We start from the raw sequence: 24,695 nt of genomic DNA, 5'->3' as shown, positions 1-24,695 counted from the left end.
GGTGAATACTGTGGGATTTGAATTTCGATTACCAGATATCGGTGAAGGTATACACGAAGGCGAAATCGTAAAATGGTTTGTAAAAGCTGGCGATGAAGTACAAGAAGACGATATTTTATGTGAAGTACAAAATGATAAAGCAGTTGTAGAAATTCCTTCTCCTGTAAAAGGGAAAGTAACAGATGTTTTAGTAAGTGAAGGAACAGTTGCAGTTGTTGGAGATGTACTTATTAAAATTGATGCTCCTGGATATGAGGATCTTCAATTTAAAGGACAGGAAAGCGAATCAAATGAAGCTACTGAAGCACAAGTACAAGCTACTGCTGAAGCCGGTCAAAAAATTGAAAAAGAAACAGTAGAAGCTCCTAAAACTGAAGCATCTACCGAACAACCTAAAGGTGAATCACGTGTAGTTGCGATGCCTTCTGTTCGTAAATTTGCCCGTGATAAAGAAGTAAATATTGCAGATGTAACAGGTTCGGGAAAAAATGGTCGTATCCTAAAAGAAGATATCGAAGCATTTTTAGCAGGAGATCAAAAAACTGCGGAGGTTACTGCTTCAGAAGAAACTTCAGAACTAATCACAACAGAGTCGAAAGCAAATGAAAAAGTTGCTGCTCCTGTAGTGATGGAAGGAGAGTTCCCTGAAACACGCGAGAAACTTTCACCAATGCGTAAAGCAATCGCAAAAGCAATGGTACACTCTAAACATACAGCTCCACATGTAACATTAATGGATGAAGTAGATGTGACAGAACTTGTTGCACATCGTAAAAAATTCAAAGAGATTGCAGCGGAGAAAAATATTAAATTAACTTACTTACCTTATGTAGTAAAAGCACTAGTTAGCACGTTAAGAGAATTCCCGCAACTCAATACATCCTATGATGATGAAACAAATGAAGTTATTCAAAAACATTATTTCAACATCGGTATTGCAGCTGATACGGATAAAGGATTACTCGTACCTGTTATTAAAAACGCAGACCGCAAATCTGTATTTGCTGTTTCAGACGAAATTAATGCACTTGCTACAAAAGCTCGTGACGGTAAATTAGCTGCAGCAGAAATGAAAGGTGCGTCTTGCTCCATTACGAATATTGGTTCTGCAGGAGGACAATGGTTTACGCCAGTAATTAACCATCCGGAGGTTGCAATTCTCGGAATTGGTCGAATTTCAGAAAAACCAATAATAAAAAATAGTGAAATAATAGCCGCTCCTGTGTTAGCATTATCATTGAGCTTTGATCATCGAATGATCGATGGCGCGACTGCGCAACATGCGTTGAACCATATCAAACGTTTGCTTAGCAGTCCAGAACTATTATTAATGGAGGCGTAAAAAATGGTAGTTGGAGATTTCCCGATCGAAACAGATACTTTAGTAATTGGTTCAGGCCCTGGAGGATATGTGGCTGCAATTCGTGCTGCACAAACTGGACAAAAAGTTGTAGTAGTAGAAAAAGAGTATATTGGTGGAGTTTGTCTAAACGTGGGATGTATCCCTTCCAAAGCTTTGATCTCTGTTGGTCACCGTTTTGAGCAAGCGCAACATGCAGATGACATGGGTATTACAGCAACTGACGTGAAAATTGACTTTTCAAAAGCACAAGCTTTCAAAGATGGCGTTGTAAAAAAATTAACTAGCGGTGTTTCAGGATTATTAAAAGGAAACAATATCGACGTAGTTATGGGGGAAGCGTATTTTGTTGATGCAAATACTGTTCGAGTAATGGATGAAAATTCAGCTCAAACGTATAAATTCAAACATGCAATTATTGCAACTGGATCTCGTCCAGTAGAAATTCCTACATTTAAATATTCAAAACGTGTAATTAACTCAACTGGGGCTCTAAGCTTACCTGAAATTCCAGGGAAATTAGTTGTAATCGGTGGAGGATACATTGGTACTGAGCTAGGTTCGGCTTTTGCTAACTTAGGTTCAAATGTAACAATTATCGAAGGCGGCAACGATATTTTAGCTGGATTCGAAAAGCAAATGACAACTATTGTCAAAAAAGGCTTAAAGAAAAAAGGCGTAGAAATTGCAGTTAAAGCTTCTGCAAAAGGCGTAGAAGAATCTGATAATGGCGTAGTAGTTACATATGAAGTTGGCGGAGAAGAGAAGAAAGTGGAAGCTGACTATGTATTAGTAACTGTAGGTCGTCGTCCGAACACGGATGAAATTGGATTAGAAGAACTAGGTATTAAATTTAGTGAACGTGGATTATTAGAAGTAGACAAGCAATGCCGTACAAGCATTGAGAATATCTTTGCTATTGGTGATATTGTTGCGGGTCCGCAACTTGCACATAAAGCTTCATACGAAGGAAAAGTTGCTGCTGAAGTAATTGCAGGTCAAACATCGGTTGTAGATTACTTAGCAATTCCTGCAGTGTGCTTTACAGATCCAGAAATGGCTACAGTTGGTTTAAACGAAGCACAAGCTAAAGAACAAGGCTATGACGTTGCTGCTGGGAAATTCCCATTCGGAGCAAATGGTCGTGCACTTGCACTAAACGCTACAGATGGTTTCGTGAAACTTGTTTCTCGTAAAGAGGACGGTTTACTTCTTGGAGCACAAATCATTGGTCAAGGAGCTTCTGATATGATTGCTGAACTAGGTTTAGCGATTGAAGCTGGTATGACTGTAGAAGATATCGCAATGACTATTCATGCTCACCCAACTTTAGGGGAAATTGCAATGGAAGCTGCGGAAGTAGTAATGGGTCATCCGATTCATATTCTTTCAAAATAAGATAGATAGAGCCTCTCAGAGTTTTATACTTTGAGAGGCTTTTTTGAATGGATTATTCTGGAAGTGGTCAGTAGCAATAAATGAGGGTTAAAAGCTACTAATCTATGCTTAGAGAAGAAGATGAATTGTACATTGTAGGAATAATGCGTAAAAATTAGTTTCCGCTAGGATTTCCGCTGCAGGGCGGACGCTTTCCGCGGGGTGAGCGATGAGCCATCACCGCCGCTTTCGCGTTCGTTGTGATGTCTCATCTTACTCACTTATCCCGCTGGAGTCGCCGCTCTTCCGCTCCAATCAATTTGAATTTCTTGCTAATTTAGCGTCTGCAAATATCAGAGATTTTAATTTATCAGGTCAACTTCACAATAGTAAACCTAATTAGAAAATGCTGTCTCCAAATAAGTGGAGCATTTACTAGGATAAAGTTCGTTTCATTCAATTATTTATTATTAGATTTGAATCCAGAAAATAGATTAAGGCAACAAACCGGTCATGAAAGCAACCAATTGACCTCCTATTTAAAAGATTTTAGTTTAAAAGATTCGACAGATTTTAATTAATTATATAATTCCGCAATTTTTCAATTTATGCATAATTCACATTGATTTGATGTGTTATTTGCTTTGTCTTTTGGTGGAGACTATCTCTATAATTAGCAATAAGAAGTAAAACTTTGTTGGAAAGAAGAATTTTGAGCAGTATTGTTGGTTAGTTAGTGGGGGGAGGAATCTTATAGATTAGCAAAAGCACGATTTATTATAATCAATTACGCCGAGGCGTAATTGATCATTCGTTTTTTCGATTCATTTTTTCGTGATAGGAAAAAATGAAATCTTTAAAGTAGAGAACCGCTTTTGAAATATAGCCTTCTTTTTTATGTATTAAATAAATCGTTCGATCGATATTTACATCTAAAATGGGGATAATTTTTATTCCACTAATATTTTGAATGACAGATTCGGGTACAAGTGCGATACCCATATTGGAAGTAACTAACCCGATGATACTGTTAATTTCTAATCCATCATAGGCAACATGAATATCAATATCGTATTTTAAAAATAGAGAGTCGATTAATCTCCTCAATTCAGTATCGACATTGTAATGAATGAAGTTTTCTTTCTCAATCTCTTCCAGTTTAATATGTTTCATTTCTGAGAACCGATGTTGGCTAGAGGCAATTAACACAATTTTTTCTTTGAAAATTGGATTATAGTCTAAATCGGAAAAGGATTGATATTGCGTTGCAAACCCTAAATCAGTTTCATTTGTTAATAAATTTTTAACGATTAATGGGGCTTTGTCTTCATTTAATGTAATCGTATGACCAGGATTGGCAAGTTGAAATTCCTTTAGTAAAGAAGGAATATAGTTTAATCCTAAGCTATGAACAAATGAAATAGAGATATTTCCAAAATCAGGATGAATGAGTTGAGATAGGTTTGATTTCGAAATTTCTACTTGACCCACAATTTTTTTGGCGTCCTTTAAAAAGACTTTTCCATATCTATTTAACAAGATTTTTCTGTTTTTTCGATCAAATAAAGGTACGCCTAACTCTTTTTCTAGAGATGTAATGGATCGGCTCAAAGCAGATTGTGATAAGTCTAATATTTCTGAAGCTCTTGTCATATGTTCTTGCTCTGCAGCAACGATAAAGTAATGCAATTGCGTTATATCCACATTTGTACCTCCCAATTTGTTGGAATGTATAGTCTAGTTTAGTTTTACACTGTATGTGTACTAACGTCAATTCAATTACCAAAAGAATATTCTTAAAATTTGTTATAAACCTTGAAAATAGTTGATTCTTTTTTAATAACATGAAGGAAGTGAAAAAAATGACCTTTTTAAAAATTAGTAAAGTAGGAACAAATAAGCAAATCGCTGTTATTGAATTAAATCGCCCTGAATCTCGCAACGCCTTTAATACTCAGATGGCAACAGAGATCTTAGAAGCCCTTCAATCTATTTCTAAGTCTGATGCGAGAGTAGTAGTATTATCATCAACCAATCCAAAAGCATTCTGTTCAGGTGCCGATTTAAAAGAACGAAATGGGATGACAGAAGTAGAATGGAAAGCACAACATAAACTTTTTGAAGAAATGTTCTATGCAATTGCTGATTTACCACAACCGGTAATTGCTGCTGTGGATGGCTTTGCACTTGCTGGAGGATTTGAAATCGTTCTGAATTGTGATTTTATCGTTGCTGCTCACACAGCTACATTTGGTCTGCCTGAAGCAACGCGTGGAATAATGCCTGGTGGCGGTGGGACACGACTTCTTCCCAAAAGAGTTGGTGTCCATATTGCAAAAGAGTGGGTATGCACCGGTCGAATGGTATCCGCAGAAGAGGCAGATAAAGCTGGCTTGTTCAATCGATTAACAACTTCCGAAAATTTATTGGAAGAGGCGTATGAGCTTGCGGAAATGTTGGCAAAGAATGCGCCAATTGCTGTTCAAAATTGCAAGAAAGCCGTAGATTCTTTATTTGGAATGGAAGATATGCAAGCAAGGGAAGAGGAACTCGTTTTTTACAATCACTGTGTAAATACGGAGGATCGCTTGGAAGGAGTTTTAGCATTCGTAGAAAAGCGTACTCCTCAATTTGTTGGGAAGTAAAATTTTCATAGAATTCAAAAATAAAAAATGGGGGAATATAAAATGAAAACAACTGAACTGCATATTAGCACACCTGAATTTCAAGAAGAACTTCGCCAGAGTGTAAGAACGATTTGTAAAGACTATCCGGATGAATATTGGAGAAAGTTAGATGAAACGAACTCATACCCTGAAGAATTTGTAGCCGCTTTATCAGAAGCTGGGTTCTTAGCTGCACTCATTCCAGAAGAATATGGAGGGTCTGGATTATCTGTTACGGATGCATCGATTATCATGGAAGAAATTAATCGTTCGGGTGCTAATGCAGGCGCATGTCATGCACAAATGTATACGATGGGAACTTTATTACGTCATGGATCTGAAGTACAGAAGCAAAAATACTTACCAAAAATTGCTGACGGATCCTTAAGACTACAAGCATTCGGTGTTACGGAACCGAATACAGGTTCAGATACAACACAATTAAAAACGGTAGCTGTACGTAAAGGAGATAAATATATCGTAAACGGACAAAAAGTATTTATCTCACGTGCTGAATACTCGGACCTTATGCTTCTACTCGTTCGAACAACGCCAATTGATCAAGTAAAAAAACGGACGGAAGGCTTATCCGTATTATTAGTTGACTTGAATGAAGCTGTTGGAAATGGAATTACCATTAAACCTATTCGGACGATGATGAATCATGCGACAACAGAACTATTCATTGAAGATTTAGAAGTTCCTGTAGAAAATTTGATCGGTGAAGAAGGAAAAGGTTTTTCATATATTTTAGACGGCATGAATGTAGAACGTATTCTAATTGCCGCTGAATGTATAGGGGATGGCTATTGGTTTGTTGATCGTGCGACACAGTATGCTAAAGATCGGGTAGTCTTTAATAGACCAATCGGTCAAAATCAAGGCATTCAGTTTCCGATTGCCAAGTCTTACGTCCATTTAGAAGCAGCAGACTTAATGAGATTCCAAGCAGCTAGATTGTATGATGAAGGAAAAGCGTGTGGGAAAGAAGCCAATATGGCTAAACTACTTTCTGCTGATGCTTCATGGGAAGCAGCAAATGCTTGCCTTCAAACCCACGGAGGTTTTGGATTTGCTGAGGAATATGATGTTGAAAGGAAATTTAGAGAAACAAGATTATATCAAGTAGCACCAATCTCGACAAACTTAATATTATCCTATGTAGCGCAGCATATTTTAGGCATGCCAAGATCTTATTAAAATCGGAGGGTGCACTATGAATATTCCTAAGAAAATAGAATTAATTGAAGTTGGTCCGCGAGATGGGTTACAAAATGAATCAAAACCAATTTCTACAGAATCCAAAAAGGAATTGATTCTTCAACTTGCGGATGCAGGGTTTTCCCGTATGGAAACTGCTGCATTTGTAAGTCCTAAGTGGGTACCACAAATGGCAGATGCAGATGATATTAGTCAGTATTGTAATGAGTTAGGTATTACTTATATAGCATTAACACCTAATTTAAAAGCACTCGAACGAGCTATTCAAGCAAATGTCCCTCAAATTGCAGTATTTATTGGGGCAAGTTCAACTTTCAACCAAAAAAATATAAATAAGACAACTGATGAATCACTTTTAGAAACGGAAAAAATGTTTACGCTAGCTAAAGAACATGGGATTTTCACTAGAGCTTATGTTTCTATGTCGTTTGCTTGTCCATATCAAGGAAAAGTCTCTTTTGAAGAATTAAATTATGTTTGTCAACGTTTTGTGGAACTAGGAGCAGATGAAATCGACATTGGAGATACAAATGGATACGCAAATCCTAAGATAGTTTATGACCGATTCGCAAGACTGAAGGACTTATATCCCGACACGGTTTTTGTAGGACACTTCCACGACACACGAAAAATGGCATTAGCTAATACGCTAGCAGCTATGGAAGCAGGAATCGATAAGTTTGATAGTTCGATCGGAGGGCTAGGTGGTTGTCCATTTTCACCAGGTGCAACCGGGAATTTGGCAACTGAAGAAGTGGCTTTGATGCTCTCAGAAATGGGAGTAGAAACAGGTTTAAAGTTAGAGGAAATTGATAAAATCGTTCCTTTTGCCAAGTCACTTTCTAGTCGTCTACAACCGGTGTTATAGGGATTCTAATATAAAGAAAAGAAAGGGCTAACACCAAGGTCACATATAAAGTGACCTTTGGATGTTAGTCCTTTTACTTATGACCAGTAGAATTAAACATAAATTGTATTTCGGAACAAAATTATACTGATTAGAACATGATGGTAAAGGCACTACCAATAGCAAGTATATATATTATTAACTTCTTCATATAGTAAATTAGCTAATCATTGTAGTTTTTGGTCAGATTATCAAAATAATCCGACATTCGTTGTTATATACAAACTTTGAATCTATAATATAGTTTAAATAGATTATTAAGGGGGAAGTAAGATGGAGTTAGGGTTAAAAGGTAAAGTAGCTGTAATTACGGGATCAAGTAAAGGAATTGGTTTGTATACAGCCTTGCAGTTAGTAAAAGAAGGTGCATCTGTAACGATTTGCGCTCGAGGAAAAGAACAATTGGAAGAGGCTGCACTGTTTATAAAAAATGAAACAGGAAAAGAAGTATTAACAGTCTCTGCTGATATTACTAACGAGCAGGAATGTATAAAAATTATTCAACAAACAATTGGCCATTACGGGAGGTTAGACATTTTAGTAAATAATGCAGGGTCATCATCCGCCAATCCTTTCGAGTCAGTTGATACAGATTTATGGCAAACAGACTTAGATTTAAAGCTCTTCGGTGCCATACATACTTCGAAAGCTGCAATTCCTTATATGCGAAAAGAAGGCGGAGGAGCGATTGTAAACGTGACTGCTGTATTAGCGAAAACACCACCTGCTTCGTCATTACCAACAACCGTAAGTCGAGCTGCTGGTATGGCCCTAACAAAAGCAATGAGCAATGATTTAGGAAAAGATAATATTCGTGTAAATACAGTATGTATCGGATTAATTCGCAGTGATCAAATAGAAAAGCGTTGGTTAAAAGAGACTCCTGAACTTTCCTGGGAAGAATACTCTAAAAATATTATAGGTCCCTCCATTCCACTGGGAAGAATAGGCGAAACAACGGAAGCGGCCAATGTTATTACATTTTTAGTTTCAGATGCAGCATCGTACGTAACCGGTACAGCGGTTAATATTGATGGTGGATCTGGTGGAACACTTTAACTTAATTAGCATTTGTTTCACTGCTACCAATTTGGCTTGGGACCTATTACTTTGCCGGAGCTGAACGAAGAGAAGTGGAATCAAATACGCGAGGCATATTTGACAAAAGAAACCGTGTGGAAATACTCTACACGGCTTTCTTTTGTTCATGTTAAAATAATTATTGAAAGGGAAGTGTATTAAATTGAAAAAAACAACATTGATATTATTTGCAGCAATTATGCTTGTACTTTCAGCATGTGGAGTTTCAGAAGAAAAACCGGTTGCCCAAAAAGAAAGTGAAGTAACAACTGAAGTTAAGAGTGAAGAGCAAGTAGAAGTAACTCAAGAAGTAGTTGAGGAAGAACCTATTGAAGAAACGCAAGAACCATTATATGAATTAAATCCAGCAAATTGGACATTACAACCAATTGGAGATGCCAATCCAAAGGTAGTACTACTTACAATTGATGACGCTCCCGATAAATATGCTGTAGAAATGGCGAAAACTTTGAAAGCATTGAACGCTCCAGCAATCTTTTTCGTAAATGGTCACTTCATCGAAGCAGATGAACAAATAGCGAATATGAAAGAAATCCATGACATGGGCTTTGCAATTGGAAATCATACGCAAACTCATGCGAATTTAAAGGACATTTCTGAGGACCAACAACGAGAAGAGATCTTGAAAGTAAATGAAACAGTAGAAGCTGTGATTGGTGAAAAACCGAAATTCTTCCGTGCACCATTTGGAGTTAATACGGAATTTAGTAAATCACTTGTTCATAGTGAAGGAATGCTTTTGATGAATTGGACATATGGCTATGATTGGGAAAAAGACTATATGGATGCTGCTAGTTTAACAGATATAATGGTGAATACGGAATATTTAACAGATGGAGCAAATTTATTAATGCATGATCGACAATGGACTGCAGAAGCTTTAACTGGCATTGTAGAGGGTTTTCGTAGCAAAGGGTATGATTTTATCGATCCCCATACAATAAAAGGAATTGAATGATAGAGATGAAAAAGTATATTCGCATTGTTCTTCAAATTTGTATATTGTACTTATTTTCCTTATTAGGTTCTTTTATCGTACAAATACTACATATTAAGTTCCCTGGCAGTATCGTAGGGTTACTGTTACTTTTAGGCTGTTTGCATTTGAAAGTAATCCCTGTTCAATTAATTAAAGAAGGAGCAGGTTTTTTATTGGGATTACTTGCTTTATTTTTTGTTCCTTCCACTGTCGGGGTAATGAATTATCCAGAATTACTTTCTATAAACGGAGTACTTCTTATTTCTTCGGTAATAGTAAGTACGGTGCTTACCGTTATTATTACTGGAAGGATATGTCAGTATTTAGAAGGTCGGAAAACAAGAGAGGAAGAAGTACAATGATTGCAATTAGTATGATTATCGGGACGATTATTATTTTTGTTCTCATGAAAAAATTAAATGCAAGATTTTCAACACCTCTCTTATTTCCAGTGGTGACAGCAACTATTTTAATTATAATTCTATTAAAATCTTTCTCTATCTCTTATGATACATATATGATTGGGGCAAAATGGATAGATGCAATGCTAGGGCCAGCTGTAGTTAGTATGGCTTATCCGTTATATACGCAACGAAATATTATTAAACAAAACTTGTTTTCTATTTTAACAAGTGTTGTTGTTGCTATGCTCTCAGGATTAATAAGTATAATTGTTTTTGCTAAACTACTAAATTTAAGTAATGATTATATTTTGTCTTTATTGCCAAAATCGATTACGACTCCTGTAGCAATGCAGATTAGCGGAGCTATTGGAGGTTTTCCTTCACTTACAGCTGTTTTTGTCATTATTGCGGGTTTAACCGGTGCACTACTGGGACCATTTATTTTTAAAATATGTCGTATTGAGAAATCGGTTAGCAGGGGAATATCTATGGGAAGTGCTTCGCATGGTTTTGGAGTATCCAAGCTTACGGAATACGGAGAGCGAGCTTTGTCTATGGGCTCAGTTTCGATGACTTTAAGTGCAATAATAGGCGCGTTTATATGTCCGCTATTTGCGTTGTTTTTTCAATAAAAAGGAGAGATCAATTGTTGATCTCTCCTTAATTTTGCTATTAAAAGATAGCTTGATGTTCTTTTATTACATGGATCATTTCTAAAGTATCATCTTCTGGACCTTGCACAGGGAGACCAGCTTTTATATTCATCACTATATAGTCAATATTCCCTTGTGTAATTATTTCCCCGGGAATAAAAATGGGGATTCCAGGAGGATATACCATGACGAACTCAGCAGAAATACGTCCGCTTGCTTCTTTTAATGGAATTTGCTCAGTAGCTGCATAAAATGCATCTCGTGGCGACATAGCGAGTCCAGGAATATCTGGTAATGTGACAGATGGCTCTATTACTACTGCCTCTGATTCATGCGCTTCCACCATACGAGAAAGGGCATTAATAAGTAAGTTTGTTTCTTTTTTCGTATCTCCGATTGTAATTAAGCAAAGAATATTATATAAATCGGAAAGCTCCACTTCGATATTCGCTTTTTCTCTAAGCCAAATCTCCGCTTCATATCCAGTCATACCTAAGTTTTTCACACTTATTAATAACTTTGTAGGATCCATATCAAACGTTGCGGATGTTTGTAGAATCTCTTCTCCAACGCAGTAGATATGCGGAATCGCGTTAATGCGTTTACGTGCATCTTTTGCAATTCTAATAGCCTCTCCGATCAAATCTTCCCCATGAATAGCTAATTGTCTTCTAGCGGTATCTAATGATGCTAGAAGAGGATAAGAGGTAGATGTAGTCGTAAGCATAGACAATATCGATTGCACGCGCTTAGTAGAAACGAGTCCTTCACGCACATTTAAAATGGAACTTTGTGTCATTGATCCGCCTAATTTATGAACTGATGTTGCTGCCATATCTGCACCTGCTTCCATAGCGGAAATAGGGAGCGATTTATGGAAGTGAATATGCACGCCATGTGCTTCATCTACTACTACTGGAATTCCTCTTTCGTGCGCTATATCTACGATTTTTTTAAGATCTGCAGCTAATCCAAAATAGGTAGGATTAATAACGAGCAACCCTTTTGCATCAGGATGTACATCCAAGGCTCTTTCAACGGATTCAACGGAAATTCCGTGTGAAATACCAAGTTCTTTATCAACTTCCGGGTGGATGAAGATAGGAATTGCACCTGCGAAAACAATTGCAGACATAATAGATTTATGAACATTTCGTGGAACTAGTATTTTGTCTCCGGGACCACAAATTGTAAGAATCATGGTCATAATGGCACCGCTTGTACCTTGGACGGAGAAAAATGTTTCATCTGCTCCAAATGCTTCCGCTGCTAAACTCTGTGCTTTTTTTATCGCACCTTTAGGAGAATGTAAATCATCTAAAGGGGCAATATTAATCAAATCTATAGAAAGTATATTATCTCCAACAAACTCTCGAAATGCAGGGTCCATCCCTTTCCCTTTTTTATGTCCAGGAATATGAAACTGGATAGGATGACGATTTCGATGCTTTAGTAAAGCGTCGAATAAAGGAGTTTCTAATTGTGACAACGTTCATACCACCTCTAGCTAGAATTATTTTTGTCCAGCTCCAGCGCCTTAGCCCTCGGGAACAAATGTGAAAAACTGTAGCGGCTGGAGAGCTGCCATCCCTTCACATTTGCCTGTCGGAGGCCCGCACTAAGCGGGTTATACAGTCATTTCGACACAATGTCGCGAACTAAGACTGTACTCCATCAATATAGGCGCTTGCGCTTTTCTTAAAACAAATGAATTATAGCACTTTCACCCTTTCATGACTATAAAAAATATTTGTTCATTGAATCGGTTGGGAATTTCTTTTACACTTAGAGGTAGGAGGGGTAAAAAAATGAATTTTCAGACAAAGGTAACGGATCTATTAGGGATAAATTATCCAATCATTCAAGGGGGACTTGCTTACTTGGCTTATTCCGATCTTTGTGCAGCTGTATCTAATGCGGGAGGTCTTGGTCAAGTTACGGCAATGAGCCTAAAAACGCCGGAAGAATTGAGAGAGGAGATTCGGAAGGTAAGACAGTTAACAGATAAGCCATTTGGAGTTAACTTCGCTATTGGGCAAATGGGAAGACCTTATGAACATATGCTACAAGTGGCAATAGACGAAGAGGTACCGGCTATTTCTATGACTGGAGGAAATCCAGCGCCTATTTTAGAAAAACTTGCAAATACCTCCATAAAAAAGTTAGTGCTCGTTGCCGCTAAACGCCAAGCTCAAAAGGCGGAACAGCTTGGAGCAGATGCTGTGATGGTTGTAGGTCAAGAAGGTGGTGGGCATTTAGGAAGGGACGATATTGGAACGATCGTTTTAATCCCGCAAGTAGTAGATGCCGTATCGATTCCCGTGATTGCTTCTGGTGGAATTGCAGATGGTAGAGGTTGGATGGCTGCACATGCGCTTGGTGCAGAAGGTATTGAAATGGGTACTCGATTCATCGCAACAAAGGAATGTGTACATGCCTCAGAAGCATATAAACAAGCATTGATCGCTAGCAAGGAAACGGATACTACCGTTATTAAACGATCTATTGGTGCACCAGCCAGAGCGATTAATAATGAATGGACAAAAGAAATTTTACGTATTGAATCCGAAAATCCAACATATGATGCATTAAAAGAGTACGTTAGCGGCGAAGCAAATAAACAATTTATTTATGAGGGTAAGGAAGATAAAGGGTTTGGTTGGGCTGGTCAGTCAATTGGGTTAATACATGATGTGCCGTCAACTGAGGAACTAATTCAACGAATGGTAAAAGAAGCAATAGAAATAAGGAAAAAATGGCAACAGTAGGAGGAGAATCATGGAATACACATATCCGTTTTCTTTAGATTGGTCCACAGAAGAAATAGTGGAAGTCGTCCAATTTTTTGAAGCAATTGAAAAAGCGTATGAAAAGGGCGTAAAACGAGAAGAATTATTAATGAAATACAGACGCTTTAAAGAAATTGTACCTTCTATCGCAGAAGAAAAAACATATTTTCGGCAATTTGAAAAAGAAAGCGGTTACGCAAGTTATCCAATTGTAAAAATGATGAAAGAAAAAGGGGATAACACAGTTATTAAAGGGTGAAACTTACCTCCTATAGCTTAAACAGTTATAGGAGGTAGTTTCTACTTCATATTAATCATCGTTTTATAAATAGGTAATAGGTAATCAAATGTTTCATCAACAAAGTGGAAGAATTCGTCTTCGGAGAATTTAACAGCATTTTCTCTAGAGATATGCCGACCTACTAAAAATTCAGCCTTTTTCACATCGTGTAATCGTATTAATAAGTCTTTCAATTCTCCTTTCTTGGCTTTTTTCAAAGGAATAGCATCTGGTTTCATATGATCTCCGGAAACAATGAAATCATCCGGTAACTTATTGAATAAGCTTTTCTTCTTTAATAGATGCTCGGCTATAGCTACTTTATCAGGCGCTTCGTAAATGACTGCTACAATGATAAATAAGTGGCTTCCCCATAGCCCAATTTGAAAATGAGGTAATGCTTTATATCCTCTTTTATATGGTGAAAATGCAACCCAACTATCGTTAGGGGGATTGACGGAGCGTCTAGCATGTTTTGCTACATGAGGAAAGTACTCGTCCCCTAAAGTGCTCGAAAAATAGTGACTATAATGCATGCCAAGTTTTTCGAATTTGGGACGAACGTTTTCAATAAGAGCATTCATTCTATTTTCTAAACCATCCACTTTAAATACATCAAAGTCTTTGGCTTCCCAAAATGTTTTAATCATTTGTAAACTCCTTTCGTATTTCATGTTTATTTTATAGGAAATATGGGTAAAAATCATGTAAGTAGTATTCCTTCAGTTGACAATATTTCATTATCAGCATAAAATATTAAAAATCTTCTGAAAATTACGGAATAATAAAAAGAAGGGGTGTTAGTTATGAGACAGGTAGTGCACATTATTCGTAAAAATGATATGGAAAAAGAAAAAATTCAAACGCTAAAATTGGAACTGGATTATCAGCTTGCTACTTTATATGATGCCTTGAGTAACCAAGATGAAAAAGAAATAACTGAAGCAAAAATGCAATTGACTGAAATTCACCGGCTTTTAAAAGAACTAGATGCACTTGATTGATGCTTTACTTTTGAGGAATCCATAAAAACACCTGCTAATCGCAAGACAGCCGGTGTTTTTTTCTTTATACTATAGAAAAGCGGAAGCGCCTATGTTTGCCACGACAGGCAAATGGGGAAAAACGAGGAGGCAGTTCTTCAGCCACCGCAGCTTTTTCACATTTGACCCCGAGGGGCAACGTTCTTCTGCGACGAGCTGTGCGCAGGAGCAAGGCGCTGTAGCTAGACAGTAGTAAAGTGGATTAGGGGAAATTAGGCAAAGAGAGGGATGTTGAAGTGAATATACATAAATTAGACAAAGTCGCGAAATCATTAATTAAAGAAGCGGCGGGAAGAATTAGAGCTTCTTTCACAACAGAGCTAATCATTGAAACGAAATCGGAAGCAAATGACTTAGTGACCAATATTGATAAAGAAACAGAACAATTTTTCATACAAAATATAAAACGAAACTTTCCAGATCACCGCATTTTAGGTGAGGAAGGATTTGGTGATGATATACAAGATTTAAGTGGTTATGTTTGGATACTCGACCCAGTTGATGGAACGATGAATTTTATTCATCAAAAAAAGAATTTTGCAATCTCTTTAGGTATTTTCAAAGATGGTGAAGGTATACTTGGGTATATATATGATGTGATGGCAGATGATTTACTTTCTGGCGCTTTAGGCGAAGGGGCGTTTTTCAATGATCAGCGCATTCCACGAGTAGAACATGCAAATGTTGAACAATCTATTATTAGTATTAATGCAAGTTGGGTAGTGCCGAATAAATACATTGAGCATGAAGGAATGATCGAACTTATAAATAAAGTCCGAGGAACGAGATCATATGGATCTGCTGCAATTGAAATATTGTACGTCGTAATGGGAAGACTAGATGCATATGTTTCTATGCGATTATCGCCATGGGATATTGCAGGAGGAACAGTAATTGCAAAAGAGGTCGGGGCTATCGTAACTACGCTTGCAAATGAGCCCATCAATTTATTGGGACAAAATACGTTTATCGTCTCGAAACCAGGTTTACATCGTGATATTGTGGGGAATTATATTAAACTAAAGTAAAAGATCGGCAAGAGAAGTCTTGCCAATCATAAATTACAAAAGTCCTTGGTCCCGCATTTTTTTCTTTGTTTTGAAACCAAAACCCATTACGACAAAAAGTAAAACAAGAAATAGGAAAACGAGTGGAATATTTCGAAGTGCAACAGCTATTCCGATTAGTGCCATTGATAAAATTGCGCCGAAAGAATACAGAACAAAAATCCATTTGATATTGCCCAATACAATTACCCCCCAAAAATGATAAAAAAATAATATTACTTTAGTTTCACTTGTGATATAATAACACAGTTATGGACTCGAAAAAAAGAATATGGAGTGGAAATATGACAAATATACGTCAAGATTTACGAAACATTGCAATTATAGCACACGTTGACCATGGAAAAACGACATTAGTCGACCAATTATTGAAGCAATCGGGAACTTTCCGTTCAAATGAGCATGTAGATGAAAGAGCGATGGACTCTGGAGACATTGAACGTGAACGCGGAATTACGATTTTAGCTAAAAATACAGCGGTAGATTATAACGGTACTCGCATTAACATCCTTGATACGCCTGGACATGCCGATTTCGGTGGAGAAGTAGAACGTATTTTGAAAATGGTTGATGGAGTTGTACTAGTTGTCGATGCATATGAAGGGTGTATGCCACAAACGCGTTTCGTATTGAAAAAGGCGTTAGAACAAAGAATAACGCCAATCGTAGTAGTTAACAAAGTAGATAAAGATTCAGCTCGTCCACTAGAAGTAGTAGATGAAGTTTTAGAATTGTTCATTGAATTAGGTGCAGATGAAGACCAACTAGAATTCCCAGTTGTTTATGCTTCAGGTGTAAACGGAACTGCTTCTTTAAATGAAGATCCTGCTAAACAAGAAGAAAACATGAATTCTCTTTTCGAAATGATTATCTCAGCAATTCCAGCACCAATTGACAACTCAGAAGAACCATTACAATTCCAAGTAGCATTACTTGATTATAATGATTATGTAGGTCGTATCGGAATTGGTCGAGTATTCCGCGGTACAATTGAAGTAGGCCAACAAATTTCATTGATGAAACTTGATGGCACTGTTAAAAATTACCGAGTAACAAAATTATTTGGTTTCTTCGGTTTAAAACGTGAAGAAATTCAAACAGCTAAAGCTGGGGATTTAATCGCTGTTTCTGGTATGGAAGATATTAACGTAGGGGAAACAGTATGTCCTACAAACCATCAAGAAGCTTTAGTTCCATTACGCATTGATGAGCCAACATTACAAATGACTTTCTTAACAAACAACTCACCTTTCGTTGGACGTGAAGGCAAATGGATTACTTCAAGTAAAATTGAAGAGCGTCTACGTTCTCAATTAGAAACGGACGTATCTTTACGTGTTGAGGATACTGATTCTCCTGATGCTTGGACAGTTTCAGGTCGCGGAGAGCTTCATTTGTCGATATTAATCGAAAATATGCGTCGTGAAGGCTTTGAATTACAAGTATCAAAACCACAAGTAATTATTCGTGAAATTGATGGGAAAAAGTGTGAGCCAATCGAACGCGTTCAAATCGATGTACCAGAAGATAGTGTAGGTTCAATTATCGAATCTATGGGTACTCGTAAAGGCGAAATGATTGATATGGTCAACAATGGTAGCGGACAAGTTCGTTTAATCTTTATGGTTCCTGCTCGTGGGTTAATCGGTTATACAACTGAATTCATGTCACTTACTAAAGGTTACGGTATCATCAACCATACATTCGATAGCTATCAACCAGTAGTTTCTGGTAAAGTTGGTGGACGTCACCAAGGTGTGCTTGTTTCTATGGAAACAGGTAAATCAACAACTTACGGTATGATGGGTATTGAAGACCGTGGTACTTTATTCGTTGAACCAGGTACTGATATCTATGAAGGTATGATCGTTGGAGAAAATAATCGTGATGCTGATATCACTGTAAATATTACAAAAGCAAAACAAAAAACAAATATTCGTTCAGCTAACAAAGACCAAACGAACGTGATTAAAAGACCTCGTATTTTAACGCTGGAAGAAGCAATTGAGTTTTTAGGTGATGATGAGTACCTTGAAGTAACACCTGTCTCAATTCGCTTACGCAAAAAGATTCTGGAGAAAAGTGAACGTGAACGTGTAACGAAGAAACAGAAAAATGCAGAACTTGAATAGGAACTGAAAGGGTGAATAACCTTGGAAGAACAGCAATTCGTATTTGGTAGAATGTCTAGTATATCAAAGTTTATATATCAGATAACGCCATCTTACGACATAGCGGGTTATGTATTATTTATAACAATTTTTTTGCTCTCGGTGCTTGTGTACAAGCTAGGATTTGCAAAAAAATTGCGTTTGGGACAAAATGTAGTCATTTACCTATTCTTATTTTTAGGATGCCTGATGTTAACGTTTTTAGCGTTTTTCCTTCCTGTGGTCGAAGGACTAATCGTTGCAGCGCTCATCTTAATTATTTATAAGATTCGTTTACGACTCGAAAAAAAACAAAGCTCAACTACGTAAAAGTAGCTGAGCTTTGTTTTTTATATAGATTAGAACTAGTCCGCAACAATTAGTTTCCGCTAGGATATTGGCTGCAGGGCGGACGCTTTCCGCCGGGTGATCGGTGAACCATCACCACAGCTCTCGCGTACGTTACGATGTCTCATCTTTCTCAACAGAGGAACGAAGGCTAAGTGCGCAACATCAAAAGGAAGGCAATCTAAGTTCGCCGCGTCCTGCGGCAACGATTGCATGACCCACATCCTGTGGGCACAGGCGCCTTCGTGACCAACATCCTGTTGGCCTGAGGAGGCTGAAGCCATGCCCGCGGAAAGCGCCCGCCTGGAGCGGAAATCCTAGTGGACGCTAAATAGAGTTACTTAAGAGCGCATTATTATTACTAAGATTAATCTAAGATGAAAATAGGACACTTTCTGTTAAATTTCAACAGAAAGTGTCCTATTATTTGTTTATACTAAAACTCATTATCGATTAGTTTGGACGTTTTGTAGAAAATGAACTTGCCGGTAGCTAAACGAGCATTTGTTTTTTCTTCGATACGATCATGACAAACCGGACACATGTATGTGTGGATCAGCCGATTTCTTAACTTTTTCGCTAATGGCAGATCATCGGAGAGTATGTCTATTCGTTCACACATGACACATTGTACTTTCATAAAGTCAACTCCTATTCAATACGAAATGCTGTAACAAATTTGATCGGATTATTTATATTAGAACCATCTTTTTTAATAACATGCACAGGGCCATCCTCACGAAGTGGTTTCCCTTTATGACTAAATTTTAGTAATAAAGTATCTAATTCGTTTAATGTGAAGCTGTGCTCACCCTCTATTGTTTCAATAATTAACTTCGAAGCTTCTGGTAGCGGTTCTGCGTTAAGGATAAACGATTTAAGTTCCACACCATATGAGCTAGTTAATACTTTTGTACGCTCATACTTTTTCTCTGATTGTAAAGTAGGAGGAACAGTAGAGCCTTCTATAATTTCACGTGACCAATGGGCAGACGTCACTTTTGTATATTCCTCTAACTCATCTTTATATTCATATTCTCCTGAGAAAAATTCATCTAAATCAATTTTCCGATCATCAAAAATCCAAACAGTTGGATCAAGCGTAATAGTAAATTTAACTGCACCTATAATAGGGATAATAAATTCCAATGAAATTGCCTCCTCTAATCTCTCTAATCTAACTTAGTATATCGCTAAAATGAAAATATCTAAAGAATATTTCACTTTTTTAAAACTATGATGAGAGAACACTTGCATTTTTTCTCTTCAAAAGATACACTTTAGGGAGGTAAATAAGTAGAAATCAGAATAATGGGGGCGTCCTCATGGATACTAAGATACAGCTTTCCTATCAAGAAAAAGCATTAGAACTTTTAAAAAAAGATGCGGAAAAGATTGCACAACTAATAAAAGTTCAAATGGACAACTTAACGATGCCTCAATGTCCACTTTACGAAGAGGTTTTGGATACACAAATGTTTGGACTATCGCGCGAAATCGATTTTGCGGTCAAACTTGGACTTTTAGAGAAAAGTGAAGGAAAAGAAATTATTGCCTCACTAGAACAAGAGTTATCCGTTTTACATGATATCCATACAGAAAAATAATAATAAAACTCAAACGAAGTTTACTGTTTGAGTTTTTTTTTCTAACGGAGAAATAGAGGTTTTGACATGATTCCATATTTGAAGAGATTTTTTAGAAACTTTGATTACCCGCTGTTTTTTGTATACTTAGCATTATGTTTGTTTGGATTAGTAATGATTTATAGTGCTAGTATGGGTTGGTCGGTCCTTAATTATGGCTGGGAGCCTGATTATTTTTTTGACAAACAAAAGAAAAACTTAGCATTAGCATTACCGGTATTTTTTTTAACTGCCTTTTTTCCATATAAACACTATAAAAGACGCTTTATGATGCAATTGATGCTTTTTGTTATGTTTACATTATTAATACTTGTGCATTTTATAGGAACTGGAGGAGCCAGTGGATCTCAAAGTTGGATCCATTTAGGATTCGGTAATGTGCAACCTTCAGAAATTGCAAAAATAGTAATTGTTTTATATTTTGCTGGGATTTTCACGAAAAAATATGAAAATGGTACGCTGAATAAACTAAATGAATCGGTAGGACCTCCAATAATAGTATTATTATTTGTTTTTGTACTTATCATGATGGAGACAGATGTTGGAAATACATTGATTATTAGTTTTGTAGCGATTTCAGTTATAGCAGCTAGTGGAATAAAAATAAAATCTTTTTCCAAACTTGTTGGATTAATTGGTATAGTTATAACAATGGGATTATTCGCGATATATATCATGAAGGATACCTTTATAACTCCACGCAGACTTGGACGATTAGAAGCATTTTTTAATCCGTTTGAGTACGAGCTGGATTATGGTTTTCAAATTGTGAACGGATATATCGCGATAGGCTCAGGTGGTTTAAAGGGATTAGGGTTAGGAAATTCCAATCAGAAGTTTGGATACTTGCCTGAACCTCATACAGATTTTATAATGGCTATTATAGCAGAAGAGCTTGGACTTATTGGGGTATTAATAGTCTTATGCGGATTGTTTTTTATTGTATTGAAGGGAATCATGATTGCCTTATCTACAAGAGATCCACAAGCTCGTATGATTGCTGCTGGTATGTCTAGTATTATCGGATTTCAAACATTCGTAAACTTAGGGGGAATGTTAGGGATAATCCCACTTACAGGAGTTCCACTTCCTTTTATAAGTTACGGAGGAACTTCTATCATAATATTATCCGCTGCAATTGGGATATTGATGAATGTATCTATGTTTGTTAAGCATGAAAAAACAAAAGTATAAGGGGTGCCAATGGATGGAGAACATTAAAAAAATTGTCGTTGCAAATAGAGGGGAAATTGCTATTCGAATCTTCCGTGCCTGTACGGAATTAAACTTGCGAACTGTAGCGATTTATTCGAGGGAAGATAGTGGTTCTTTTCACCGTTTTAAATCAGATGAATCCTATTTGGTTGGGGAAGGCAAAAAACCGATTGATGCATATTTAGATATCGAGGATATTATCCGCATCGCTAAGAAGAGTAATGCGGATGCTATTCATCCCGGTTATGGATTTTTGTCAGAAAATTTGGAATTTGCAAAACGTTGTGAGGAAGAAGGAATTATATTTATCGGACCTACTTCCAAACATTTAGATATGTTCGGAGATAAAGTGAAGGCTCGTGAGCAAGCGGTGAAAGCAGGTATTCCAGTTATACCAGGTAGTGATGGACCCGTTGAAAGTTTAGAAGATGTACGTGCATTTGGAGAAAGTCATGGTTATCCGCTGATGATTAAAGCCTCACTAGGCGGTGGTGGTCGTGGTATGCGTGTCGTTCAAACAAAAGATGATCTAGAAAGTGCGTACGAACGCGCTAAATCAGAGGCAAAAGCTGCTTTTGGTTCGGACGAAGTATATGTAGAACGATTTATTTTTCAACCAAAGCATATTGAAGTTCAAATATTAGGAGACAAACATGGTAATTTAATTCATCTTTATGAACGAGATTGTTCTATTCAAAGAAGACACCAAAAAGTAGTGGAAATTGCACCCTCTAATTCATTAAGTCCTGAATTACGCGACAAAATTTGTCAAGCTGCTGTTCAATTAATGCAAAATGTTTCGTACATAAATGCTGGAACTGTAGAGTTTTTAGTAACAGAAGATGAATTCTTCTTTATCGAAGTAAACCCGCGTATTCAAGTAGAACATACGATTACTGAAATGATTACAGGTGTAGACATTGTACATGCCCAGATTAAAATTGCTGATGGTTTAGCGCTAACAAGTGAAGAGATGGGGATTCCGAGTCAAGAGAATATACCTCTTTTTGGATACGCTATACAATCGCGTGTAACAACAGAAGATCCATTAAATAATTTCATGCCAGATACAGGAAAATTAATGGTATATCGTTCAGGTGGAGGATTTGGGGTTCGTTTAGATGCAGGTAATGGATTCCAAGGAGCCGTTATCACACCATATTATGATTCATTGTTAGTTAAAGTTTCTACTTGGGGTATGTCTTTTAAAGAAGCAGCGGCTAAAATGAACAGAAACTTGCAGGAGTTTAGAATTCGTGGGATTAAAACAAATATTCCATTCCTGGAGAAAGTTGTAAAACACCCAAGTTTTATTTCAGGAAAGTTTAATACAAGTTTTATTGATTCAACACCTGAATTGTTTATGTTTCCAAATAGAAAAGATCGCGGAACAAAATTATTAAATTATATTGGGAATGTTACGGTGAACGGATTCCCAGGTGTTCAGCAACAAACGAAGCCGGTATTTGGAGTACCAAGAAAACCGACATTAGATATTTCACAAGCACCACCAACTGGAACAAAACAAATCCTAGAAGAACAAGGCGTTGATGGGGTTATAAAGTGGGTGAAAGAGCAACAAGGCGTACTTTTAACAGACACAACTTTCCGCGATGCTCACCAGTCTTTACTTGCAACTCGCGTGCGCTCTCATGATATGTTTGGGATAGCGAAAGAATCTGCACAGGGAATGCATGATCTCTTCTCATTTGAAATGTGGGGAGGTGCAACTTTTGACGTTGCATATCGTTTCTTAAAAGAAAGCCCATGGGATCGACTGCTTAAAATGCGCGAAATGATTCCGAATGTGTTGTTCCAAATGCTTTTCCGTGGAGCGAATGCGGTTGGATATAAAAACTATCCGGATAACGTAATTCGTGAATTTATCCAAAAGTCTGCAGACGCCGGGATTGACGTATTCCGAATTTTCGACAGCTTAAACTGGATAAAAGGAATGGAAGTTGCCATAGATGCAACGAGACAATCTGGAAAAATAGCAGAAGCAGCTATTTGTTACACTGGTGACATTTTAGATGATTCTAGAGCCAAATATACAGTTCAGTACTATAAAGACATGGCAAAAGAGTTAGAGGCTGCAGGAGCACATATTTTAGCGATTAAGGATATGGCAGGCTTACTAAAACCAGAAGCTGCATATCGATTGATCAGCGAGCTTAAGAGCACGGTCGATTTGCCAATCCATTTACATTCCCATGATACGAGCGGAAACGGCATTTATATGTATGCAAGAGCAATAGAAGCTGGCGTTGACATTGTAGATACAGCATTAGGCTCGATGGCTGGATTGACTTCACAACCAAGTGCAAGTAGCTTAAGTTATGCGATGAAAGGTTCTAACAGAGAAGTCATTGGGGATATCGACGCTTTTGAAAATATATCTTATTACTGGGAAGACGTACGTAAATATTACCAAGATTTTGAAAGTGGTATGATGAGTCCACATACAGAAATCTATGTGCATGAAATGCCAGGTGGCCAGTATAGTAATCTTCAGCAACAAGCAAAAGGAGTAGGACTTGGGGAAAGATGGGAAGAAGTAAAAGAAATGTATTCTCGTGTGAACTTACTATTCGGTGATGTTGTAAAAGTTACACCTTCATCTAAAATAGTAGGGGATATGGCTTTGTTCATGGTCCAAAACAATTTAGATGAAATATCAGTCATTACAAGAGGAAAAACAATAGACTTCCCAGATTCAGTAATCGAGTTTTTTGAAGGATATATTGGACAGCCATATGGCGGTTTCCCGGAAGAACTCCAAAAAGTAATATTAAAAGACCGACAAGCAATTACTGTTCGTCCTGGAGAGTTACTAGAACCTATAGATTTTAATGCTGTAAGAGAGCTGTTATTTAATCAATTAGGTCGTCCAGTAACTAGTCAAGAAATATTAGCGTATACTTTGTATCCGAAAGTATTTGAAGAATATAGTGCAACAGAAAAGAATTTTGGAGATGTATCTGTTTTAGATACACCTACTTTCTTGTATGGTTTACGTCTTGGTGAAGAGGTTGAAGTAGAGATAGAAGTTGGAAAAACGTTAATCATTAAATTGGTTTCTATCGGTGAACCGACACAAGATGGTAATCGTGTAATCTATTTTGAGTTAAATGGACAGCCTCGTGAAGTTATCATTCAAGATATGAATATTGAAGTTAGTCATTTAGCTAAACAAAAAGCAGATGTAACTAATGAAAATCATATCGGGGCAACTATGCCAGGTACAGTATTAAAAGTTGCAATAGATATTGGTAGCAAAGTAAAAAGAGGCCAACACTTGCTTATCACAGAAGCAATGAAAATGGAAACGACAGTTCAAGCACCATACAATGGGGTTATTAAAGAAATCCATGTTGTAGCAGGAGAAGCAATAGCAACTGGTGATTTGTTAATCGTAATGGATAAGGAATAGAAAAAAGGCTGTTTGACAAAATACATGTCAAACAGCCTTTTTCTTTATGCTTGAAG

At 37.2% G+C, this 24,695-nt stretch carries 24 protein-coding genes; 18 read left to right on the top strand and 6 right to left on the bottom strand.

Translation table 11 applies throughout. From position 1 onward, the window contains the following. Positions 1–10: 10 nt before the first annotated feature. Both BMZ04_RS01630 and lpdA read left to right on the top strand, forming a co-directional pair. The gene (locus BMZ04_RS01630) at positions 11–1,342 is read left to right on the top strand and encodes a dihydrolipoamide acetyltransferase family protein (protein ID WP_093264156.1); all 1,332 of its coding nucleotides are present in this window, start codon (positions 11–13) and stop codon (positions 1,340–1,342) included. A gap of 3 nt (positions 1,343–1,345) precedes the next feature. After that, positions 1,346–2,758 (top strand): dihydrolipoyl dehydrogenase, encoded by a 1,413-nt coding sequence (gene lpdA, locus BMZ04_RS01625; protein ID WP_093264151.1) that lies wholly within the window; start codon positions 1,346–1,348, stop codon positions 2,756–2,758. Positions 2,759–3,544: 786 nt separating this feature from the next. Here the strand turns inward: lpdA and BMZ04_RS01620 are convergent. Then, positions 3,545–4,441 (bottom strand): LysR family transcriptional regulator, encoded by an 897-nt coding sequence (locus BMZ04_RS01620; protein ID WP_093264147.1) that lies wholly within the window; start codon positions 4,439–4,441, stop codon positions 3,545–3,547. Positions 4,442–4,599: 158 nt separating this feature from the next. Between BMZ04_RS01620 and BMZ04_RS01615 the strand changes: the two genes are divergently transcribed. The 7 genes from BMZ04_RS01615 to BMZ04_RS01585 all read left to right on the top strand — a co-directional run bounded on the left by BMZ04_RS01615 (position 4,600) and on the right by BMZ04_RS01585 (position 10,647). Beyond that, on the top strand, positions 4,600–5,382 hold the full coding sequence (locus tag BMZ04_RS01615; protein WP_093264143.1) for an enoyl-CoA hydratase/isomerase family protein: 783 nt from the start codon (positions 4,600–4,602) through the stop codon (positions 5,380–5,382). 42 nt (positions 5,383–5,424) lie between these two features. Next, positions 5,425–6,603 (top strand): acyl-CoA dehydrogenase family protein, encoded by a 1,179-nt coding sequence (locus BMZ04_RS01610; protein WP_093264140.1) that lies wholly within the window; start codon positions 5,425–5,427, stop codon positions 6,601–6,603. 16 nt (positions 6,604–6,619) lie between these two features. After that, the gene (locus tag BMZ04_RS01605; protein WP_093264137.1) at positions 6,620–7,492 is read left to right on the top strand and encodes a hydroxymethylglutaryl-CoA lyase; all 873 of its coding nucleotides are present in this window, start codon (positions 6,620–6,622) and stop codon (positions 7,490–7,492) included. Positions 7,493–7,804: 312 nt separating this feature from the next. Further along, complete coding sequence (locus BMZ04_RS01600; RefSeq protein WP_093264132.1) at positions 7,805–8,590, top strand: SDR family NAD(P)-dependent oxidoreductase; 786 nt, start codon at positions 7,805–7,807, stop codon at positions 8,588–8,590. Between the two features lie 184 nt (positions 8,591–8,774). Next, positions 8,775–9,590, top strand: a complete 816-nt coding sequence (locus BMZ04_RS01595) for a polysaccharide deacetylase family protein (protein WP_255367752.1) — start codon at positions 8,775–8,777, stop codon at positions 9,588–9,590. 5 nt (positions 9,591–9,595) lie between these two features. Continuing rightward, positions 9,596–9,973: a CidA/LrgA family holin-like protein gene (locus tag BMZ04_RS01590; protein ID WP_093265445.1), complete on the top strand. Its 378-nt coding sequence runs from the start codon at positions 9,596–9,598 to the stop codon at positions 9,971–9,973. Continuing rightward, positions 9,970–10,647: an LrgB family protein gene (locus BMZ04_RS01585; protein ID WP_093264127.1), complete on the top strand. Its 678-nt coding sequence runs from the start codon at positions 9,970–9,972 to the stop codon at positions 10,645–10,647. The genes BMZ04_RS01590 and BMZ04_RS01585 overlap by 4 nt, the downstream gene beginning before the upstream one ends. 40 nt (positions 10,648–10,687) lie before the next feature. Here the strand turns inward: BMZ04_RS01585 and BMZ04_RS01580 are convergent, their stop codons facing one another. After that, entirely contained in the window at positions 10,688–12,157 is a 1,470-nt protein-coding gene (locus BMZ04_RS01580; protein ID WP_093264122.1) for an aminotransferase class I/II-fold pyridoxal phosphate-dependent enzyme, read from the bottom strand. A gap of 319 nt (positions 12,158–12,476) precedes the next feature. Here BMZ04_RS01580 and BMZ04_RS01575 point away from each other — a divergent pair, with 319 nt between their 5' ends. Continuing rightward, positions 12,477–13,436, top strand: a complete 960-nt coding sequence (locus BMZ04_RS01575; protein ID WP_093264118.1) for an NAD(P)H-dependent flavin oxidoreductase — start codon at positions 12,477–12,479, stop codon at positions 13,434–13,436. 10 nt (positions 13,437–13,446) lie between these two features. Next, the gene (locus BMZ04_RS01570) at positions 13,447–13,716 is read left to right on the top strand and encodes a UPF0223 family protein (RefSeq protein ID WP_093264113.1); all 270 of its coding nucleotides are present in this window, start codon (positions 13,447–13,449) and stop codon (positions 13,714–13,716) included. A gap of 41 nt (positions 13,717–13,757) precedes the next feature. On the opposite strand, the gene BMZ04_RS01565 is transcribed toward BMZ04_RS01570, so the two are convergent. Then, a complete protein-coding gene (locus tag BMZ04_RS01565; protein ID WP_093264108.1) occupies positions 13,758–14,387 on the bottom strand; it encodes a YktB family protein in 630 nt (209 codons plus the stop codon). A gap of 156 nt (positions 14,388–14,543) precedes the next feature. On the opposite strand from BMZ04_RS01565, the gene BMZ04_RS01560 reads away from it, so the two are divergent. Next, complete coding sequence (locus BMZ04_RS01560) at positions 14,544–14,741, top strand: hypothetical protein (RefSeq protein WP_093264104.1); 198 nt, start codon at positions 14,544–14,546, stop codon at positions 14,739–14,741. Positions 14,742–15,016: 275 nt separating this feature from the next. Beyond that, positions 15,017–15,808 (top strand): inositol monophosphatase family protein, encoded by a 792-nt coding sequence (locus BMZ04_RS01555; protein ID WP_093264099.1) that lies wholly within the window; start codon positions 15,017–15,019, stop codon positions 15,806–15,808. A 33-nt stretch (positions 15,809–15,841) separates the two neighbouring features. Here the strand turns inward: BMZ04_RS01555 and BMZ04_RS01550 are convergent, their stop codons facing one another. Continuing rightward, positions 15,842–16,027 carry a YlaF family protein gene (locus tag BMZ04_RS01550; protein WP_093264094.1) on the bottom strand — a complete coding sequence of 62 codons (186 nt, stop codon included), beginning with the start codon at positions 16,025–16,027 and terminating at the stop codon, positions 15,842–15,844. 104 nt (positions 16,028–16,131) lie between these two features. Here BMZ04_RS01550 and typA point away from each other — a divergent pair, with 104 nt between their 5' ends. Then, a complete protein-coding gene (typA, locus tag BMZ04_RS01545; RefSeq protein ID WP_093264089.1) occupies positions 16,132–17,979 on the top strand; it encodes a translational GTPase TypA in 1,848 nt (615 codons plus the stop codon). Positions 17,980–18,000: 21 nt separating this feature from the next. After that, positions 18,001–18,327, top strand: a complete 327-nt coding sequence (locus tag BMZ04_RS01540; RefSeq protein WP_255367751.1) for a YlaH-like family protein — start codon at positions 18,001–18,003, stop codon at positions 18,325–18,327. A gap of 454 nt (positions 18,328–18,781) precedes the next feature. Here the strand turns inward: BMZ04_RS01540 and BMZ04_RS01535 are convergent, their stop codons facing one another. Together BMZ04_RS01535 and BMZ04_RS01530 are read right to left on the bottom strand one after the other, a co-directional pair. Then, the gene (locus tag BMZ04_RS01535; RefSeq protein ID WP_093264085.1) at positions 18,782–18,985 is read right to left on the bottom strand and encodes a YlaI family protein; all 204 of its coding nucleotides are present in this window, start codon (positions 18,983–18,985) and stop codon (positions 18,782–18,784) included. Between the two features lie 11 nt (positions 18,986–18,996). Beyond that, complete coding sequence (locus BMZ04_RS01530) at positions 18,997–19,494, bottom strand: hypothetical protein (protein ID WP_093264080.1); 498 nt, start codon at positions 19,492–19,494, stop codon at positions 18,997–18,999. 176 nt (positions 19,495–19,670) lie between these two features. Between BMZ04_RS01530 and BMZ04_RS01525 the strand changes: the two genes are divergently transcribed. From BMZ04_RS01525 to pyc, 3 genes are all read left to right on the top strand, one after another. Then, the gene (locus BMZ04_RS01525) at positions 19,671–19,952 is read left to right on the top strand and encodes an Fpa/YlaN family protein (RefSeq protein WP_093264074.1); all 282 of its coding nucleotides are present in this window, start codon (positions 19,671–19,673) and stop codon (positions 19,950–19,952) included. Positions 19,953–20,018: 66 nt separating this feature from the next. Continuing rightward, positions 20,019–21,185: an FtsW/RodA/SpoVE family cell cycle protein gene (locus tag BMZ04_RS01520; RefSeq protein ID WP_093264071.1), complete on the top strand. Its 1,167-nt coding sequence runs from the start codon at positions 20,019–20,021 to the stop codon at positions 21,183–21,185. 13 nt (positions 21,186–21,198) lie between these two features. Further along, positions 21,199–24,639, top strand: coding sequence for a pyruvate carboxylase (gene pyc / locus BMZ04_RS01515; protein WP_093264067.1), 3,441 nt, complete (start codon positions 21,199–21,201; stop codon positions 24,637–24,639). The last annotated feature ends 56 nt before the right edge of the window (positions 24,640–24,695 follow it).

It is taken from the genome of Psychrobacillus sp. OK032 (genome assembly GCF_900111345.1).
GTDB lineage: Bacteria > Bacillota > Bacilli > Bacillales_A > Planococcaceae > Psychrobacillus.
This window is presented reverse-complemented; position numbering and strand designations above follow the sequence as displayed.